Annotated in this window: 19 protein-coding genes; 6 read left to right on the top strand and 13 right to left on the bottom strand. The window is 36.8% G+C overall.

What is annotated here, in order from left to right; genetic code table 11:
- Positions 1-163: 163 nt before the first annotated feature.
- Positions 164-448 carry a hypothetical protein gene (locus ENLAB_RS05600; RefSeq protein ID WP_244353020.1) on the top strand — a complete coding sequence of 95 codons (285 nt, stop codon included), beginning with the start codon at positions 164-166 and terminating at the stop codon, positions 446-448.
- A 96-nt stretch (positions 449-544) separates the two neighbouring features.
- Here the strand turns inward: ENLAB_RS05600 and ENLAB_RS05605 are convergent, their stop codons facing one another.
- From ENLAB_RS05605 to ENLAB_RS05640, 8 genes are all read right to left on the bottom strand, one after another.
- Complete coding sequence (locus ENLAB_RS05605; RefSeq protein ID WP_244353022.1) at positions 545-844, bottom strand: hypothetical protein; 300 nt, start codon at positions 842-844, stop codon at positions 545-547.
- 291 nt (positions 845-1,135) lie between these two features.
- Complete coding sequence (locus tag ENLAB_RS05610) at positions 1,136-3,376, bottom strand: KAP family P-loop NTPase fold protein (RefSeq protein ID WP_244353024.1); 2,241 nt, start codon at positions 3,374-3,376, stop codon at positions 1,136-1,138.
- A 277-nt stretch (positions 3,377-3,653) separates the two neighbouring features.
- On the bottom strand, positions 3,654-5,207 hold the full coding sequence (locus ENLAB_RS05615; protein WP_244353026.1) for a M48 family metalloprotease: 1,554 nt from the start codon (positions 5,205-5,207) through the stop codon (positions 3,654-3,656).
- A gap of 205 nt (positions 5,208-5,412) precedes the next feature.
- A complete protein-coding gene (locus ENLAB_RS05620; RefSeq protein ID WP_244353027.1) occupies positions 5,413-5,775 on the bottom strand; it encodes a hypothetical protein in 363 nt (120 codons plus the stop codon).
- Between the two features lie 13 nt (positions 5,776-5,788).
- Positions 5,789-6,838 carry a hypothetical protein gene (locus ENLAB_RS05625; RefSeq protein WP_244353028.1) on the bottom strand — a complete coding sequence of 350 codons (1,050 nt, stop codon included), beginning with the start codon at positions 6,836-6,838 and terminating at the stop codon, positions 5,789-5,791.
- Between the two features lie 194 nt (positions 6,839-7,032).
- Positions 7,033-7,650, bottom strand: coding sequence for a T7SS effector LXG polymorphic toxin (locus ENLAB_RS05630; RefSeq protein ID WP_244353029.1), 618 nt, complete (start codon positions 7,648-7,650; stop codon positions 7,033-7,035).
- Between the two features lie 31 nt (positions 7,651-7,681).
- Complete coding sequence (locus tag ENLAB_RS05635) at positions 7,682-8,380, bottom strand: DUF4176 domain-containing protein (RefSeq protein WP_244353030.1); 699 nt, start codon at positions 8,378-8,380, stop codon at positions 7,682-7,684.
- A gap of 176 nt (positions 8,381-8,556) precedes the next feature.
- Complete coding sequence (locus tag ENLAB_RS05640; RefSeq protein WP_244353032.1) at positions 8,557-8,853, bottom strand: WXG100 family type VII secretion target; 297 nt, start codon at positions 8,851-8,853, stop codon at positions 8,557-8,559.
- A 298-nt stretch (positions 8,854-9,151) separates the two neighbouring features.
- Between ENLAB_RS05640 and ENLAB_RS05645 the strand changes: the two genes are divergently transcribed.
- The 4 genes from ENLAB_RS05645 to ENLAB_RS05660 all read left to right on the top strand — a co-directional run bounded on the left by ENLAB_RS05645 (position 9,152) and on the right by ENLAB_RS05660 (position 12,620).
- A complete protein-coding gene (locus ENLAB_RS05645) occupies positions 9,152-9,481 on the top strand; it encodes a hypothetical protein (protein ID WP_244353034.1) in 330 nt (109 codons plus the stop codon).
- Between the two features lie 668 nt (positions 9,482-10,149).
- Complete coding sequence (locus ENLAB_RS05650) at positions 10,150-11,016, top strand: rolling circle replication-associated protein (protein WP_244353036.1); 867 nt, start codon at positions 10,150-10,152, stop codon at positions 11,014-11,016.
- A gap of 2 nt (positions 11,017-11,018) precedes the next feature.
- The gene (locus ENLAB_RS05655; protein ID WP_244353049.1) at positions 11,019-11,294 is read left to right on the top strand and encodes a DNA-binding protein; all 276 of its coding nucleotides are present in this window, start codon (positions 11,019-11,021) and stop codon (positions 11,292-11,294) included.
- 93 nt (positions 11,295-11,387) lie between these two features.
- On the top strand, positions 11,388-12,620 hold the full coding sequence (locus ENLAB_RS05660; RefSeq protein WP_244353068.1) for a site-specific integrase: 1,233 nt from the start codon (positions 11,388-11,390) through the stop codon (positions 12,618-12,620).
- A gap of 35 nt (positions 12,621-12,655) precedes the next feature.
- Here the strand turns inward: ENLAB_RS05660 and ENLAB_RS05665 are convergent, their stop codons facing one another.
- From ENLAB_RS05665 to ENLAB_RS05680, 4 genes are all read right to left on the bottom strand, one after another.
- Positions 12,656-12,919 (bottom strand): type B 50S ribosomal protein L31, encoded by a 264-nt coding sequence (locus ENLAB_RS05665; RefSeq protein WP_005233979.1) that lies wholly within the window; start codon positions 12,917-12,919, stop codon positions 12,656-12,658.
- 99 nt (positions 12,920-13,018) lie between these two features.
- Positions 13,019-14,314 carry a transcription termination factor Rho gene (gene rho, locus ENLAB_RS05670; protein WP_005228301.1) on the bottom strand — a complete coding sequence of 432 codons (1,296 nt, stop codon included), beginning with the start codon at positions 14,312-14,314 and terminating at the stop codon, positions 13,019-13,021.
- A gap of 2 nt (positions 14,315-14,316) precedes the next feature.
- A complete protein-coding gene (gene murA / locus ENLAB_RS05675; protein WP_244353070.1) occupies positions 14,317-15,576 on the bottom strand; it encodes a UDP-N-acetylglucosamine 1-carboxyvinyltransferase in 1,260 nt (419 codons plus the stop codon).
- 173 nt (positions 15,577-15,749) lie between these two features.
- The gene (locus ENLAB_RS05680) at positions 15,750-16,619 is read right to left on the bottom strand and encodes a class II fructose-bisphosphate aldolase (protein WP_005228297.1); all 870 of its coding nucleotides are present in this window, start codon (positions 16,617-16,619) and stop codon (positions 15,750-15,752) included.
- A gap of 368 nt (positions 16,620-16,987) precedes the next feature.
- On the opposite strand from ENLAB_RS05680, the gene ENLAB_RS05685 reads away from it, so the two are divergent.
- On the top strand, positions 16,988-17,443 hold the full coding sequence (locus tag ENLAB_RS05685) for a YehR family lipoprotein (RefSeq protein WP_142425536.1): 456 nt from the start codon (positions 16,988-16,990) through the stop codon (positions 17,441-17,443).
- 261 nt (positions 17,444-17,704) lie between these two features.
- Here ENLAB_RS05685 and pyrG read toward each other — a convergent pair whose 3' ends face one another.
- Complete coding sequence (gene pyrG, locus ENLAB_RS05690) at positions 17,705-19,312, bottom strand: CTP synthase (protein WP_081117877.1); 1,608 nt, start codon at positions 19,310-19,312, stop codon at positions 17,705-17,707.
- Positions 19,313-19,769: the final 457 nt, after the last annotated feature.

Raw genomic sequence — 19,769 nt, forward strand, 5'->3', positions numbered from 1 at the left:
AGAAATAATCGCTATTAAAATAATCATAATGCTATCACTATTGACAAAACCAAAATACTTTGAGCTATAAAATGATTCTAGTTTCTTCTATATGTATATGGTCATTTTGCTCTTAACATTATATAATTTGAATCAAGTAGATTCTTAAGAAAGAAGGTATGGAATGAAAGCTGGCGAATTATTGAGACAACTAACCGCGAATCCCTTTCATGACGATTACAAAGGTATTTATACTCAATTAGGTGGAACATTAGTTCAATTCACTACTGCAAAGCCTGATGATGAAGGAAACATTATTTTTTTTCGCCAAAATAGAAAAGAACCAATGACAACGAAAACTTTGTTTTCGATTTTATTTCTACATAAAAATAAGGATATTTATCTCTGGAATAATCAAAAGATAGCCATATATGGCTATAGTGTAAACCGTGGAAAAATTATTGTATAGAATCCTCTCAGATAAACGTCTGGGAGGATTCTATGAATTAAGGAAATGGCCTTCATTAACAAAGTAAATACGAAATTGCTTAATTTAAACGGACTTTTATATAAAGTTACCTTCATTTTGTGTCTTCAGTTCCTCGTGATAAATTTGTTCGAACTTGTCCATTAATTCAGAATACTCATCTGTATCGATATTAGAATTATAAATAAAATAAATATCAACTAAATCTGTATGATGGTAAATTCCTGTTGTTTCTATTTCTAAATCTGTAAAATTATTAATCGCTTCTAATCTTCTAGCTAATTCTCTGGTCATAGTTCTGCTTTGTAGATTTAAATCATCTTGAATAGATAAATAACCTTTGTTATAAAGTTCATCTAGCAGCTCTCTATCTGACATATTTTAAACTCCTTTTTCTTTATTCTATAATTCAGTAGTCAGTTCTTACAGTTTATTTCTAAAACTACATTTGTAGAAATTGAGTAACTAATCATATTTCACAACTTTTCTAGAAAAATAAATCAAGTCGTTTTCATACCTTTGAAATCAGTATAAGATAAGTTTACTCAATAATATTATTTCTGATTCTATGACTTTTTAATTCTCTAATTGTAGATTTTTTATTAGAGCCTCTTTTAATTCAGCAATAAAGCAGCTAACTTGCTACTCATTGGGTATAGTCCTCTAATATTAATCGTTGTTAACTACAGAGTCCTTAACTGAATGTTCATGTATATATATGAACTGACTTGCTACTGTAACTCGAAACTCATCATTATGCTCATTCCCAACTCTCGAAAATTCATCTTCTTCACCGTTAGAATCATATCTATCCTCAAGTGAAACGACATTTTCTTTTTCAATATTTATTAAACTACTATATTTCTCATTTTCTTTTAGTAACTCATAGAAATAATTGGGGTCTATAAGCTCGCCAATCAGCTCATATGTTGATCGATCCATATCAGTTCTACGATAATCGCTTTTACCAAGAGCTGTAGCTTTCCCTAAAAACTGTGATATGAAGTCTAAAGCTTGATCTGCTGTCTTCACTAGATTCTGTATATACTCTGAAATTTCAGATTTATTCCCAAGTTCTTTCCAATACATATAAATACGATTAGAACTATCTGTCACATTAACCGGGATTTTATTTTCTTTAGCGAATTGTCGGATAAGCTCTAATGCGTGTTCCTTATAAAGACCAATCTCTTCTTCATTTAGATCTATTTCTTTTCGGTTCTTTCCTTTTTGAGAATAGACATAAACATTTTTAAGAAGCAATACGAACGTTTCCATTCGATTTTCACAATAACTTTGATCTAATAACGAAATATAATCTTCTAGCTTAGTATTGGACTTTTCCAAAATATCATCAATTCTAAAAATAAGGGTTTCCAATAAACTCAGCTTAAATCCTATTGAAACATTCTTTTGTGGAAAGGTCTCAACTAGATCCAGTAATACTTTGCAAAAATCCCTACTGTTGCTAATTAAATCTATATTATCCACAATCATTTTCAAAGCAATATCAAAGTTGTTCTTGTTTATCTTACTGAATACTTCATTTTTTAATTCAGTCAAATCTGTCAGTTGCAAAATTTTAATAATTTCCCTATTAGAGATTCCTTCTTCTTCGTCGAGTGAAGCAAAAAACAAATCAAAATAAAATTCAGATGCTATGCGTTGCTGACGTCTGAGCCTTTCTCCATCAGTAGTAAAATGATTGTTATATATTTCATCAATAATAGGAAACAAACCTTGTACTATTTCTAATTTTTCATCAGGTATATTACTTAATAGTTTATCAGCATCTGCCTTTCTCTTTTCATTATCACTGTCAAGAAGGTATTTTGGAGAGATATTACGGGTCTGTTTCACAAATAACTCTCGATTCGTTCTTATTAGTTGATATAAGGGTTCATCAAAAGTTCGGACTATCTCTAAAATACTTAAATCTACAACATTAATTTCTCCAATTGAAATCGGTACTCTAAAACGATACACATTAATAATTTTGTTTATATCTCGAGGAGAGGCAATATATTTATTTGCTCCATAAAAATAAAGACGTTGAAAACGATTTACCTCTTCTTCTGTTAGAGTGATCCCGAATTCATTGAACAACTTATCTATTTTACCGAGTAATACTTTGTCTAATCTCTCCTGGGTTAATTCTGGAAGAGCGATTGGAACTTGAATAAGTTTCTCTATAAATTCATCTCCGTTTTGGTCCTTAGGCAGACATTCTTCAATAGCAGAACAAACATAACGCTTATCAAACGGCAGAATATAGGTCATCCCTCCATAGTCTGCAACCGTATTTATCGCACGCAGAATGTCAATAATTTGTTTGCCTTCAAGCCGGTCTAAATCGTCTATAAAAACAATAACTTTTTTGTCTCCTATCGACTCTTCAATACGTTTACGTGCTTTATCTATATTGTCACTTGAAGCGAGCATTTGACCCACATAATTTACAGTATTGATTATTTTTCCTGAGCTAATTTTTGTCTCTTTACGCCCACCACTATTTAAGTCCAATTCTGTATCTAGATCGAATGGAATTTCTGCTTTGGAGACCTTAGATAAAAATCCTCCAAATCGGGCTCGTTTGTTCTTCGCTTTCTTTTTCATAATCTTTCTAGAAGCTTGATCAAGAATGTCCCATAAAATTTTTTCATAATCTCCCCCAAGTGCCCATGCACTTAAGTAAATTTCACAAAACTGTTCCTTATTTTTCAAACTATCTAAAATCATGTTTACTGTAGATGTTTTACCTCGTCCCCATTTCGCATACAACCCAATAATGTAGTTCTCTTTGTCTTCAAAATCAGTTAATATTTTTATAAAGTCATCAACGAAAACACTACGATTATATTCATCTTTTTTTCTGTCATTGATTGGTTGATCCGAATGGTATTTAGTCATGATTAATTAACTCCCTAAACTGATATTTAAAACATCTAATGTTCACTATTAGAATTTCTCTTTTGTGTCTCTTACTTTGAACGTCCTTACAATCCTTAATCAAAAAGAGCAATCAAATAATTACGCTATATGATTATTTATCAATAAAAAGGCTGTATTTAATGAGGCTTGGATTAACAAATAGTTCGGTTATCTGAGTAGTTTCAAAGTACTTTAGTAGCAATTATCTATAAAGTTCATTTTGGAATTGGTATCGTCTTATAGAATCCAAAATATATCATGAAATATTATTTCTTTTATCGTCTAAATAATTAAAAATAATGTCGCCATTATACACTAATTCTAGTACTGAGCTGACTAACACGTTCATTTCTTGACTAGGCTTGCCTTTATCAAACGTTATATTCTTCCAGTCTAATACTTCTATAAAAAAGTATAATCTAATTTTCTGATCATCTAATTCAAAAACTTTTACATCCCCATATCGATATCTAAAAGCATTTTCTCCATATTGTTCTTTTATTTTAGACAATACTTCGATTAATTGATTTGCAGGATTACAAACAAAAATATTTATCCAATTTTCATTTTTTATATTATTTCGAATGCGATTAAAAAATCTAAGATTTTGGTTATTCGTATAGTTTAAACGACATAAAATATTAATCTCTTGAAACAAATATTTACTTTTATTACTACAAGTAATAAGGTTATCGTTTTTTATAAAATCATACTTAAAATCTCCAGCTTTTTTGTAAGTATTTTTATCAACATCAATTTTTCGTATCAAAACTTTGAAGCCAGTAAATTTCTTGTTTATTGCATCAAAATAGCTTTCATCTTCATAATCAAGCAAATTGTCATTATATGGTGTAAGTAAAGTTATTTGATCAGAGTGAGAAAGTATTTCAATCAATTCTTTTTCACTATCAATTTTCTTAAATCCATTCACAGCATTCATTTCGGAAAATTGTAATATTCTTTCAAAAGGATCTGAATTCTTTATTAATTCAATTTCATTCGATAATATGTTCAGCAAACCTGAAAGTAATGTGGAAAATAGTACGTCTTCAAAGAGTTTATTCACATTTTTTTTACTCTTGAATTCCCTTATCAATTCATTTGATTTACTTTCATAATCCATTATGACTGTTTCGTTTGCTGTATCTATTCTAATACTCCCAATTTTTGAAGGAAGTGCATTTCCAACGTCATACTTTTTTACTAAAAAATCTTTCATTTCTTGAAATGAAGGATTGTCCAAAGTTGTTAAATCTTTAAGTATACGTTTCAGTTTCTTCTTCGGACGAATATTAGATTTGTCAAACCATGTTACTAATTTTTTTGCGTCTTTCAATTGATCATAACTGATGTCTGGCAAGTCATATGCACATGCTAATATAAACAATGTAGAAAAAAAATTTACAGTCTCGTTGTAATTCGCTTTATTTAAGTTTTCTATATAGAAACAAAACCATTTTTTGAATTTTCCTAAGACCTTCAAGAATTTCTCTTCATATTCATCTACTATCTTCTCTTTATCTTTATAATCGTTCAACGCAATTCGTGAACATACTTCAATCAACAAACAGTATTGCTCTTGAATGGAATCAATTTTTTCAAAAAAACCTTCATAACTTTTTTTGAATGAAGGGTCATTATTAGCAAGGTTATTCATTAACCACCCCATTTGACCGAGGCTTGTGTGTAGTGTAAGATATTCATGACCTAATTCATGTACAATTACAGATAAAATTTCCTCTTGGTTTAAATCAGAATTAATCATCACCATATTATAATCGTATCTTCCACGCACTTTTTGTAATTTCACCCTTTTATCTCCTCTACCAACAAGGTATTCAGATGAATTTGAATACCTTCTATATATTCGCCGGTGTTTCAATTTTTGCACAATAAATACAGCTAGCTTTTGTTAGCTATTGCCAACTTGATTAGTGAGTTACTCCTTACTAGTCAAGGCTTTATCACTTGATTACCAGTCTTGTGATAAAGTGCCTTTTTATTATATTATTCTTTCAATAGACATCGATTCTTGACATATTAGCTTCTACATAGTCATTTTGATTAATGTCCTTAGGGATATTGCCATCAGATAAATCTATTTTAAACTCTCCAATTTGTAAAATCTCACTTTTCCTATCTACAATCTTACCTTGAATATAGTAGTTATCGTTTTTTTCATCTATTACGTATTCTTCGTTGAAACTTTTCACAATATTTTTAACATTAAATCCGTAAAGAATATCTGAAAACATATCTCCTTCTGAAAAAGTACAATCACTACAAAAACAATTAATGGAATAAATACCATCTGAAAGTAAAATGTCTGCCTCTCCAGAATCTTCGTCTATCCAATTCACTTTTTTTACAATAATCATTTTATATCCTCTCCTATGGTTTTAAGCCTAAACTAGGCGCCTTTTTAGCAAGTTCTTTTACAGACTTCAAATGTAAAGTTGTTATATTACCTGTTGTTCTATCTAACCCTACAAATGCATACTTAGCGCTACCTTCACCACCAACAAGTTTTATATATCCATTCATTTCAGGAACAAATTGACCTTCTTTAATAACATGGTTTGCATCACTTAGATAATCAGCTATTGAATAATTTTTTTTGTTTAAAGCTTGTTTCATTTCTGAACCATGTTTTGAAAAATGAGTTTCTAATTTTTCTACACTACCAAATTCAAGTCCACTAGCTTTCTTAACACCTTTTGTCACTTTCGCATCTGATTGAAGTATCTTGGCATAATCTCCTAGCTTCCCTTTACCACTCACTTTCATTATAACACCATTCGATGTAACTACCTCATCCATTATAGGGACAGGAATCTTACTCAATTTATTTCCAAAAGCTTTTAACGCATCATCTCCATAAGAAAGAGCTTTGTTAAGACTTGTTGTCAGTTTACTCAATTTATTGAACGTGTTTACCTTTGCTGCTGTCTTAAATGCATTCATTCCCTCAGTCAGCTTCAGTCCCCAAGAGGAGCCCTTTGCCACAGCACTAACTTCACCTACACCGACAAACATGCTGGCAACATCAAAAATATACCCACCAATCGCATAACTATCACCATTCTTTACACTATTCCAAATTTCACCAAGAAGTTCTTTTCCCATCGTAATTGTTTGCTTCTTCGCATCATTAAATAATGGCACGGACTGTAAATACGAATTGTTCATAGCTAATATCCCTAAGCCTACCGTGCCCAGAGTGGCTCCAATAGACTTGGTGTTCTCCCAAGCACCACGTAAGTCGTCCAACTGCCATTGTGGCATCTCTGTGCCTGATACAAGATGATCTAAGCCATTCAATAATTCTCCGCCTAATTGAACCAGTTCACTAGCACCAATTGCAATAGAACTAACAGTCTCTCCTGCTCTACCGATAAAACCCTCTAGTGTTACGAGTAGTTGTTTATCTGAATCGTTCAAGGGTAATGCTTTTGTGCCAGAGACGACATCATCCCAAAAATTTCCGATTTCCTCTGAACGGTCTTGTAACCAACTAGTAATTGGATGTTGCTCAGCCCATTTTTCCTGTTTCTTCTTCGCGGCTTTTTCTGCTTCTATTTTTGCTTGTTTTTCTTGGGCAGTGATTTGATCATCAATTTCCTTAATGGCATTCGCTAACTGACTTTGTTCCCAAAAGATTTAAAGCGTGGATCTGTATAGCTCAGTTCATTCGCTTGTTCAGCCATTGAAACCTGTTGGGACAAAGCAGACACCAGCTCAGCGGTGCTACTTGTAACTTGTTTACTATCAAACTCCGTTACGTTCGTAATAATTTTTGTTAAATACTTTTCAGCATCTGCCTTTTTTCCTTTGAATGTATTTTCAGGCATAGGTAGATCAATCAAATCGGCAATGTCTTCATATACGGCTTTTGTTTCTTTTCGCAACTCCTCATGAGTCGTTTCCATATTATCTAGATCAGCTTTTACTTTTGTAATCACTTCTTCATCTAGAATTGCATCTTCAGAGCTTTCTCCAGTGGTGCTTAAAAACTCTTGAAGTGCTTGCTGAAATTCTGCGCCTAAAATTTTGTAGCTATCTTTCAACCCAACAATGACCGCATTTTGATTATTGTTGATATCATTTGTGATCGCTTTTCCAACTTCACCATACATCGCATTACTCGTAATAATGCCATTCATCCCTTTTCGAGCATCATCCAAAGCCGTTTGTGCGTTATCCGCAGCTTTTAAATAATGCTCGGTAAGTTCTTTTATTTCTTTTACATCCACGTAAAATCCCATAGCGACCTCCTTTCTTTATTTAATCTTTTCCCTTTTCCAACGTCTCATAGAAGCGGAGAGCATCTTCTGTCGTCATAAAGGCAGTAGAAATCTGTTGACGAGCAACTTGTGTTGCTCGCAACACATCAAAGGAAAATCGTTCTTCCCACTCATCTTTATAGCCTTCTTGTATAACACGCTTAATCATCATATTTGAAATTATAATGGGCTCTCCTCCAGGCATTTCGCCGAATGGCCATAACCGACCATAGTAATCAACGAGATAGTGATCAAATCCCGATTGCAACGGGACTTTACGCCCTGTCAAGGTCACCCTTGCTCCTACACCTTCTGTAAACATCCGTTCTACACCTAAAGGCAGCATTGTTTCATCTAGTTCAACAGTTGTTCCTAATGGAAGGATTGGCGCAAAAGCAACGTCTACTTTCCCTAGAAATTGTAAAAACTGTGGCAGTGTTAACGTTACTTCTGATTCTCTTTTTATCGTTACAGACTGCTGCTCATAATCGAATAAAACAACTATTTCCGCTCCGATTAGAGGCTTATGAACAAATTGAAGGTCAAGTTTTCGTAAAGTTTTATATACTCCTCTAAGTAGCGGGAAATTTGTTCCCAACGTAACACCAAAATGTATAAGTATTTCTATTGGATCAAAACTTAGGGAAGAATCATTAATCAACACACCGGTAAAATATTTCTTTGGTTCAACAATCGACATGATTTACTCCTCTCACTTGTATAGTTTTTTTATCTATGAACTTGTTAGTAAGCTGATTTTTCATAACTGTATTTCCATCTTTTTATTTTCCCGTGCTATTTTTGCAGTACATTTTTTTCGCTAATATCTGACTACAAAAAAACATCAGTAGATTTACTGATGCTTTTAAGGACTGTTTAGTTCAAACCAAAAGATTTCGCATCTGCTTGGTCTCGTTGCGCAACAGTGTCGGCGTATTTGGTTAGTTGTCCATTAATACTTTCCAACAGTTGTTCCATCTGCTTCACATTCCCTTCCAATTGGTTGTACTGTTCCAAGTAAGAAGTAAATGCTTGCCCTTGCCATTCTTGAGCGATCGTTTGATTCATTGAGCTCACTTTACGAATGGCGTCTTGCATTTGAGAGGACGCTTGTTGGTACACTTTTGCTTGTTCTTTCAGTTGTTCGGGGGTTACAGAAATTGCTCCAGCCATTAGAAAACACTCCTTATTTATTGATACCCTCAGTATACTCCGGATCTTTTTTTCAAAACTTCCTTTGGTGCTTCCTTTTGAACCTTTGACGTAAAAACAAACTGATTTATTATAAAAGAGAATAACTTCTTTTTTATTTTTTTACCCTTTTTTCGAAAAATGGGACCATTCAAATCGTAGTTATGATGAGGAAAGGAAGAGCCATCCATTGATTGACCTGCGTTGTTTGCTCAATTCGAATGAGGAGGGACTCTTCCATCTCCTTCACCCTATCGAATATAGAAAGCGAGGAAAATAAATGGCTGTAAAAATTAGTGATCTTACCTTACCAAAAGATAAGTTGGAAACAGAATATCAAGTAGTCCAAGTTGCCCGCTGGCAAAGAGACGGAGAGGTCTTAGGTTGGAGTTATGAATGTATTCTGCCAAAACTTCGATTTGAAAAAATGAGTGTCAAAGTAAGCAGTGAATTTCCCGTCATCTCTAAAGAACAATTAGAGGAACAAGGGACCGCTCGACTTCGATTTGAGCAGTTAGTCATTACACCTTGGGGGAGAGTCAATGGCCAATTTGTTAGTTATGGACTATCTGCCACGGCTGAAAAAGCAACACTTATTGCCACTAGATGACCCAGTACTTCACCGCTCATGAAGTACTAGAACAAGTCGCAGGTCTTCATTCTCTTTCCACGTTAAACAAATGGGCAAACTTTGTTCAAAAAGAATGCCATTACACATTCCATTATGAAGAGCTGCCTTTTGTGGTTCGTACAAGAACAAAACGAATGAGAAATCACCGACGAACCAGGCTGTTTACCAAAGAAGAAATAGAGAAGTTTTGCCAAGTTGCTCAATTTATCCCTATCCTTGGTAGAGATAAAGCGCTTCGGGAGCAGTTTGATACGCAGAATCTGTTGGATCGTTGCACACACAGCGAGTTAATGAGGCTTCTTACGAAAAAATTAGAGGAACGGCTGCTTTCGCAACAAGAAGCGATTCGTAATCAAGGAAAACAACTCCAAAACCTACAAAATGACTGTCAAAAGTTAAAGAAACACCTCAGTCAACTGGAAGATCGATTCTTGACAATTGAACAGACTTCCGGCGGGTGGTTTCGACGGAAGCGGTAGAGCGCCCAACGCTCATGCCGCATGACGCTCGAAAACAACCACACGATGAATGACTGTTCGGGAAGAAAGGCGCAGGCTTTCTTCCTACTTAACTTGATTTATAGAACAACATCAGGAGAAAATCGACGGCTCTTTGACAATAAAATATTTACTCAGGAGTGATGATTTTTGAAGGCTTATAATCAAAAGATCATTGAAACTCCCACGTATATTGAAATCTATGATTATGAAGCATTCATTACTCCAAAACGAAAAACAATTGAACATAAAATGAATCAAGAACGAAAAAGACAACTTGCGTGGTTATATGACGAAGAACAAACAATAATTGAAAAAAGAAAAACCTATGATGAACTCTCAGCACAAGGACAATACGACAGTTTGAAACGCAAACAGAGTTATTACAAAAATATGCGTTTTGAAATTGCGCGTCTTGTGGATACAAATTTTGACAATCAGACAAAATTTTTAACCCTTACCTTCAAAGAAAACATTCAAGACATTCCCTACGCGAATAATGAATTTAAAAAATTTATCAAACGATTAAACTATGAAATCTATCACACAAAAAAAGCAAAATTGAAATATCTTGCGACGTGGGAAAAACAAAAACGTGGGGCTATCCATTACCATATCCTTTTATTTAGCTTCCCTTTTGTCTCCATTGACCACTTAACCACCATATGGGGATTTGGGTTTGTCAAAATTAATAAGATTGATGTGGATAGCATTGAAAATCGCGGACGCTATATCAGCAAATATTTTGATAAGAATTTAGAGTTGAAAGAACACAAACAGAAGGCGTTCTTCAAATCTCGTAATCTTAAATTACCAATTGTCACAAAAAAAATAGTTAGCGAACCATATAATGTTTCTAGTCAGAACATATTATATTCGAATAAATATCTAGTTAGACGACCTATTTTTTTTCATACTCTAAATGATTTTGGCCTATCCGAAAAAATGATGGATTTCCAAGAAAGCACGGTCCGGTATATAAAAATAAAGAAAACGAAAAAGAAAGAGGAGACGTAAGTATGATCATAACTGTACCCATTGAATTACCTCAAGAAATTATTGAAGAAATTGTTCAATTAACAAAACAACGAATTAAAGAAGAACAATCTCACCAGACGAAAGTGAACGAGATTCCTCCTTATCCAACAAGAAAACAATTAAAGCAAATTCTCAAAATTGGAGATAGTCGTTTGAACAATTGGATTATGAATGGCCTTAAAACTATTCCTTTTGGAAAAGAAACACGGTTTGATCGTGAAGATGTAAAGCAGTTTTTAAATGATCTTAAAATTTAATCTTGACTTACACGGATACGCTGACTATGATACCGTTAAGAAAGGAGGATTCCTTCTCTTTGATATACTGGCGAGTGAATCAAAGGAGAAAATATGTTTAAGCAATATCAAAAGAAAAATGGAAAAAAGGTCTATATGTTTAAAGCATATCTGGGTATTGACCCGGTTACAGAGAAAAAGAAATATACCACTAAGCGTGGTTTCAAAACATTAAAGGAAGCCAAACAAGCTTATACTCGTTTGATGGTTCAGGTACAAGAAAATGATGTATTGACGGATTCTCAACGGTTATTTTCGGAATTGGCAGATGAATGGTTTGAACAATACAAAAATACGGTTCGTGAAAGTACCTATGTCGCCCAAAAATTGGCGTATAGAAAACATATCCTACCTCTTTTCGGTAATCTGAAAATTTCTAGAATTTCTATTCCCTATTGTCAAAAACAAGTAAACCAATGGTACAGCTACTACAAAAAGTATTCCAATCTCATTGGATTAACTTCGTCTATTTTTAAATATGCTTTAAGTCTACGACTTATTCGTAATAACCCTATGGACGGTGTTATTCGTCCAAAACGGAAAAAAAGAATTGATGAAGAAAAGTATGAAGCACCTTACTATAACAAAAAAGAACTCCTAGCTTTTCTTGAAGTTGTAAAAACGTATCCTGATCCGGTCTATCCCTTATTTCGGGTTTTAGCATTTACAGGTTTACGAAAAGGCGAGCTCTTAGCATTACGTTGGAAGGATATTGATTTTGAGGAAAATACACTTTCGGTTAAGCAAACATTAGCTACTTGTGACAAATGGGAAATCAAATTTCAAGTCCCGAAAACAGAAAAGAGCCTTCGGACAATTTCGATAGACTCTGAAACATTGCAAGTGATTAAACATTGGCAACTAAAACAAAAAGAAAACTTTCTGAAAATGGGGATCCAATTGACAAAAAATGGCGAACAACTGGTATTTTCATCAGAAGAAAACAAACCCCTTTACCTAGACTATGTAAATCATAATTTGAAAATTATTATAAAAGAAAATAATTTGAAACGTATCACGCCCCATGGCTTTCGACATACGCATTGTAGTTTACTTTTTGAATCTGGTGCTTCGCTGAAAGAAGTCCAAGTTCGCTTGGGTCATACTGACATCAAAACGACGATGGACATTTACACCCATGTCACAAAAAAACAGACTGAAAAAACAGCTAGTCGCTTCGCAGATTTTATGAAGGAAGCTGATCAAAAAACTGAGGAGTTTCGGTATGGTCAAAAGTATGGTCAAAAGTATGGTCAAAACGCAAAAAAAACAGACTACCCCTATTAGATAGTCTGCTAAACGTTGATTTATCAATGTTTGTCTTATTCTGCAGCGTTTGTGTCTTTGAGACCGTATTTTTTGTTGAAACGGTCCACACGTCCGTCTGCTTGTGTGAATTTTTGACGTCCAGTGTAGAATGGATGTGAATCAGAAGTTACTTCGACACGGATCAATGGATACGTGTTGCCGTCTTCCCACTCAACAGTTTCTTGAGAATTCTTTGTAGAACCTGATAAGAATTTGAAACCAGTAGTTGAGTCCATGAATACAACTGGATGATAATCTGGATGGATATCTTGTTTCATTTCTTCTTCTCTCCTTTGCCCTGGCTCATTTGCTTCACCAGAGTTGATTTGTCGATTTTACAACATGACTATCTTACCATGTTTGGTTTTTAGATGCAATTATCTTTTTATATTTCTTTTTTGCCGCTTGTCTCCGAAATGGACATCATGAAAAGCCGCTAAAAACTCTTCATTGTTCTTCGTTTTGCGCAAGAATTGAATGAATTGTTCTGTGAACTCTAAGGAATCCCCTAACATGTTGTTGCGCAAGCGCCAAGTTTCTTCCAATTGTTCACTGCTCATCAGCAATTCCTCTTTACGGGTACCAGATTTCTTGATGTCGATCGCAGGGAAGATCCGACGTTCTGCTAAGCTGCGAGAAAGCTGCAGCTCCATATTGCCGGTTCCTTTAAACTCTTCATAGATGACATCATCCATGCGGCTGCCGGTATCCACCAGTGCTGTGGCAAGAATCGTCAAACTGCCGCCTTCTTCAATATTACGGGCAGCACCAAAAAATTTCTTTGGTTTGTACAAAGCAGCTGGATCGATCCCGCCGCTTAGTGTACGTCCGCTTGGAGGTACCACTAAGTTGTAGGCTCTTGCCAAACGAGTGATACTATCCATCAGAATCACGACATCACGCTTGTCTTCTACCAAACGCATCGCCCGTTCTAGTACCAATTCAGAGACACGGGTATGATTGCTAGGCTGCAGGTCAAAGGTTGAAGAAACAACATCGCCTTTGACACTGCGTTCCAGATCAGTCACTTCTTCTGGGCGCTCGTCGATCAAAAGAACGATCAATTCCACCTCAGGATAGTTGTCAGTGATCCCATTGGCAATTTCTTTCAATATACTGGTTTTCCCAGCTTTAGGCGGAGCAACGATCAGTCCCCGTTGTCCAAAACCCACTGGCGATAGCATGTCGATCATCCGAGTAGAAAGGCGTCCTGACGTTGTTTCTAATTTTAAATGACGATTCGGATAAAGCGGCGTCAACGCTGGAAAATGCGGACGCTCTTTGGCATCTTCTGGATCTTTGCCATTAACAGACTCAACGTGCATCAATCCATAATAGCGCTCAGATTCCTTGGGCGGGCGCGCCTTACCGGCGACTTTATCGCCATTACGCAAACTAAACCGACGAATCTGTGACGAAGAAATATAGATATCTTCTGCACTCGGTCCGTAGTTGATTGGGCGTAAAAAACCGTAGCCTTCTTGGCCTACGATATCCAAGATTCCTTCCATATAAAAGAAGCCTTGTTTTTCCGCCTGCGCCCGTATCACAGCCAATGACAATTCTTTTTTATTCATTTGGCTGTAATAAGGAATTCGAAACTCTTTGGCAAAGGTGTAGATTTCTTTTAAGGTTTTGTTTTCCAACTCTGCCATCGTAAGATAATCGCTCATAATTACTCCTCTATCATTTGAATATCAGCTCCAAGAGCCGTTAGTTTTTCGATGATATGATCATAGCCGCGCAAAATGTACTCGACATTAAAGACGCTGGTCGTGCCAGTCGCCATCAATCCGGCAATGACAAGACAAGCTCCTGCTCGCAAATCAGAAGCGACAACTTCTGCTCCGTGCAATTGGCTCGGTCCGCTAACAAAAATCATGTTGCCTTCTGTCGTTGCTTGTGCGCCCATCCGTGCTAATTCAGGAATATGGTTGACCCGTTTGGCGTAAATCGTGTCCATAATCTCCGATGTTCCCTTTGCTTTTAGCAATAATGGTGTGATCGGCTGTTGCAGGTCTGTGGCAAATCCCGGATAAGGATAGGTTTTCACAGTCGCTGGTTTCAAGTCTTTTGAGGGATGCACATAGATTTCATCTTCACTGATATCCATTCGCACGCCGATTTCTTCCAATTTCGCAATGTAGCTTTCTAGATGCTCATAAATCACATTTTTGACAGTAATGCCTTCCCCCGCTGCTGCGGCTAAAGAAAGGTAGGTTCCTGCTTCGATCCGGTCTGGAATGATGGAATGGCGACAACCGTGCAATTCTTCCACACCTTCGATACGAATTTCATTGGTACCTGCACCTCTGATTTTCGCCCCCATATTATTTAAAAGGGTCGCAACATCAATGATCTCAGGTTCCCGTGCGGCATTTTCAATGATCGTTTTGCCTTTGGCTCTTACTGCTGCCAGCATTACATTGATGGTTGCTCCGATGGAGACCATATCTAAGAAAATCCGTTCGCCAGTCAAGCCTTCTTCTTCGGTACGCAAATACATAGCACCATGTTCGTTGGTGACTTTTGCGCCAAGTGCTTCAAAGCCTTTAATATGCAGATCGATGGGTCGCGGGCCTAAGAAGCAGCCGCCAGGCAATCCAACGACGCCTTCACCAAACTTCGCCAACAATGCCCCCATGAAATAGTAAGAAGCTCGTAGACTATTGATTTTTCCGTTAGGCATCGGGATCGAAACGATGTTTGTCGGATCGATCTCAAGCGTATTGTTTTCAAAATGGGTCTTCACACCCATGATTTCGATAATCTCAATTAATGAGTGCACATCTTGGATGTCAGGCACTCCTTCTAAAATGACCGGTGAATCAGCTAAGATCGCTGCCGGGATCAATGCGACTGCACTGTTTTTTGCGCCGCTAATGGTGACTTCACCTTTTAAGGGACGATTGCCGTTGATGACAATTTTTTTCATGGAATTCCACCTATACTCTTTTTTAATTTATGTGTATCATTCCAATTTTAGCACAGATCCCTCAAAGAAAAAAGATGCAGGATATTTTTGATCCCCGCATCAAGAATATTTTCTTGGAAAACAAAAAAACTCTTAGAATCAGTGATTCTAAGAGTTTTGATCTTTGATTAAGATTAAGCTTTACCAGCTGAACCGAACCAGTCGATGTGTTCTTCTGCATCTTTAACGATTGCAGCAACACCTGGTGCTAATAATTTACGAGGGTCGAATCCTTTACCTTCTTTATCTTTGCCAGCTTCGATGTATTCACGAGTTGCTTTAGCAAATGATAATTGGAATTCAGTATTTACGTTTACTTTAGAAACACCCATTGAGATTGCTTTTTCGATTTGGTCTTGAGGAATACCAGAACCACCGTGTAATACTAATGGTACATCAGAACCTACTGCATCAGCGATTGCTTGTAAGTGGTCAAAAGCAAGGCCTTTCCAGTTTTCAGGGTATTGACCGTGAATGTTACCAATTCCGCAAGCTAGGTAATCAATACCAGTTGCAACCATTTGTTTACATTCTTCGATGTCAGCTAATTCGCCAGAACCGATGATTCCATCTTCTTCTCCGCCGATTGAACCAACTTCACACTCCACAGAAACGCCTTTTGCGTGTGCTTTTTCGACAACTTCTTTAGCCAATTTCAAGTTTTCTTCAAATGGTAAGTGAGAGCCATCAAACATAACAGAAGTGTAACCAACTTCGATACATTCCATTGCTGCATCATAATCACCATGGTCTAAGTGGATTGCAACTGGAACAGTGATGTTCATTGAATCAACCAAGTTTGTAACGATGTCTTTAGCAACTTTGTATCCGCCCATATATTTGGCAGCACCCATTGAAGTTTGGATTAGAACTGGCGCTTTTTTCGCTTCAGCAGCTTTTAAAATCGCTTGTGTCCATTCTAAGTTGTTTGTGTTGAATCCGCCGACTGCATATCCGCCTTGACGAGCAGCTTTTAAGAATTCAGCTCCTGATACTACTGGCATAAAAAATTCCTCCTAAGTTTTGAAAAACTTTATTTGTTAAGCAATGCTTAACCGACAATGCTATTTTAGCAAATATTTGCGGTATTTGCTACTAAAAAGAGGAATTTCTCTTTTCAAAAAAAGATTGCACAAATATAAAAATCCAGCATTTTCATCATCTTTTCTGAAAGTCTACGATTCTGTAAGGTTTTGCTCTCCTATATGCGGTCGTTAGATAACATATCAGCGTGTGAAAATTCGAGAAAAATTTCACATATTTTTTCGTCGTTTTATCATAATTTTCCTGTAAATCCTTCCTTCTTCTCCTCTGAGCATAAGAATAGCCTTGTGAAAGCGGCTATATTATTATGTAAAAAAGGAGGGATAAAATGAAAAAAGCGCTTATTGGATTTTTGGCAGTCATCGGAGTTCTTTTCTTGGCAAGTTGCAGCTCGGGGGCCAAAGAAGAAACCAAAACATTCACAATGGATCAAAATGGGGTTTCGATGGAACTGGTCTTCACTTATGAAGGCGATAAAGTAAAAACTCAGACTGCAAACAATGTCATGCCTTATTCAGCAATTGGGGTAACGACTAAAGAAGAAGCACAGACGGTACTTGATCCGATCGCAGAACAGTATCAGCAAGTCAAAGGGTTGGACTATTCCCTCGACTATACAGATAGTGAAGCGACTGAATCCTTGAAGATCAATTACGACGAGTTGGATTATGATTCAGCAAAACAATTGCCTGGGGTTAGTTTTGAAGGAAATACCGAAAATGGGATCAGCATGGAACGTACAGAGGAAATGCTCTTGGATCAAGGGTATAAATTAAAAGAATAATCCTCTCTAGGCACCAGCAAATCAACACGCGTTTCCGCTGGCGGATTTCATTCGAACTGTTAGCGAAAATAATAATGCATCAGCCAGAAACTTCCGGTCGTTTTGACGGAAGTTTTTTGTATGCAGAAACAGATGATTTCCACCAACGCTCACGCAAGTGTCAACCTTTTACGGATTACTGGGATCGCGCAACTCAAAAAACTCCCCATCTTGAGATGAGGAGTTTCGCACATTCATTTTTTGGTTTGCCACTAACGATTATTATGCTTGACGATTGTCTAATGAAGCTCCAACAAATGCTTTGATCAAGCGTTGTGGGCGTGTTGGACGAGAAATCAATTCTGGGTGGAATTGGCAACCCACGAAGAATTTGTTTTCTGGAATCTCAACGATCTCAACCAAACGATTGTCTGGCGACACACCTGAGAAGACCATACCATTTGCTTCAAAGATTTCACGGTATTTGTTATTAAATTCATAACGATGACGGTGACGTTCTTGAACAACTTCCTCCCCATCATAAGCTGCAGCTGTTTTGGTGCCTTTTTTCACTTTACATGGATACAAGCCTAAACGCAATGTTCCACCTAAGTTTTCGATGTTTTCTTGGTCAGCCATCAAGTCAATGATGTTGTTGGCTGTTTCAGGATCCGTTTCTGCGGAATTGGCATTTTCCAAGCCAACGACATTGCGGGCATACTCCACACAAGCCATTTGCATCCCTAGACAAATCCCTAAGAATGGCACATCGTTTTCCCGAGCATATCGGATCGCTTCGATTTTCCCTTCAATCCCACGATCCCCAAATCCACCAGGAACAAGGATCCCGTCTACTTCACCTAAGTAAGACTCCACATTTTCCCGTGTGATTTCTTGGGCTTTGATCCAATCGATCTCGATGTCTGCATCAAAGGCAAAACCAGAATGTTTCAAGGCTTCGACAACTGATAGATAAGCATCTGGCAATTCCACATATTTTCCGACTAATGCGATGCGTACTTTTTTCTTCAAATTCAGCACCTTTTCTTCCAATGCTTGCCATTCAGTCATGTCAGCAACTGGTGCGGTCAGTTTCAAATGATCACACACGATTTGATCCATGCCTTGCGCTTGCAGTGCCAATGGGATCGAATAAAGGGTCTCAACGTCACGAGATTCGATCACGGCTTCTGGTGCCACGTCACAGAATTGTGCCAATTTGTTTTTTGTTGATTGTCCTACGGGTTGTTCTGTCCGAACGACCAAGATATTTGGTTGAATCCCTAAGCCGCGCAGTTCCTTCACACTGTGTTGGGTCGGTTTGGTTTTCATTTCGCCCGCTGCTTTCAAATAAGGAATCAGCGTCGTGTGGATGTACATCACATTGTCTGAACCTACGTCTGCTTTCATTTGACGCAAAGCTTCTAGAAACGGCAATGATTCAATATCCCCTACTGTACCGCCGACTTCTGTGATGATCACATCTGAATCAGTCATTTTGGCTGCCCGCATGATTTTTTCTTTGATCTCGTTGGTGATATGCGGGATCACTTGAACAGTCGCGCCTAAGTATTCTCCTTTACGCTCTTTCCGCAAAACTTCTGAATAGATTTTTCCAGTTGTTACATTTGAGTATTTGTTCAAATTGATATCGATAAAGCGTTCATAGTGACCTAAGTCTAAGTCGGTCTCTGCTCCATCATCGGTTACGAATACTTCACCATGTTGGTATGGGCTCATCGTTCCTGGATCAACGTTGATGTACGGATCGAATTTTTGAATGGTTACTTTCAAGCCGCGATTTTTCAACAGACGTCCTAATGATGCTGCTACGATCCCTTTACCAATAGAAGAAACCACACCGCCGGTTACAAAAATATATTTTGTCATAAACTGAAAAACTCCTTTAATCTATTTTACAGGAAAAGCATTTAGAAAATAATAAAAGCTCCCTATCCATAAATGAATAGGGAGCGAAAATTCTAAATCACTTTCTGACTCTTGTAAAGAGTGCCCAAACAGAATGATACATTCTCACCTAGCAAATGTCAAGAAAACTTTATCTGATTTTTTCAGAAAAAACGGAGGTTTCCAAACGAAGCGCTTCACGCTTCAATGCAGCTGGTTCCTCCTTTTTCACGCCGGCATTCTGAGGTTACTCTTTCTTAAACAACCTTCATGTTTTCTACACAACTTTTTGCAATTTTTTCATTGCTTCTTACGAAATCATTGAACTCTCTTTGGCATAATACAAAGTGTAGATGAAGTCTGGCGCTTTACTCGTTTTGGTAAAAATGATCGGAACGTATTTCTGGTTATTTTTGGCAAAGACGAGGTGCAGGTTCGA

Source organism: Enterococcus innesii (genome assembly GCF_022846515.1).
Classification (GTDB): Bacteria; Bacillota; Bacilli; order Lactobacillales; family Enterococcaceae; genus Enterococcus_D; species Enterococcus_D innesii.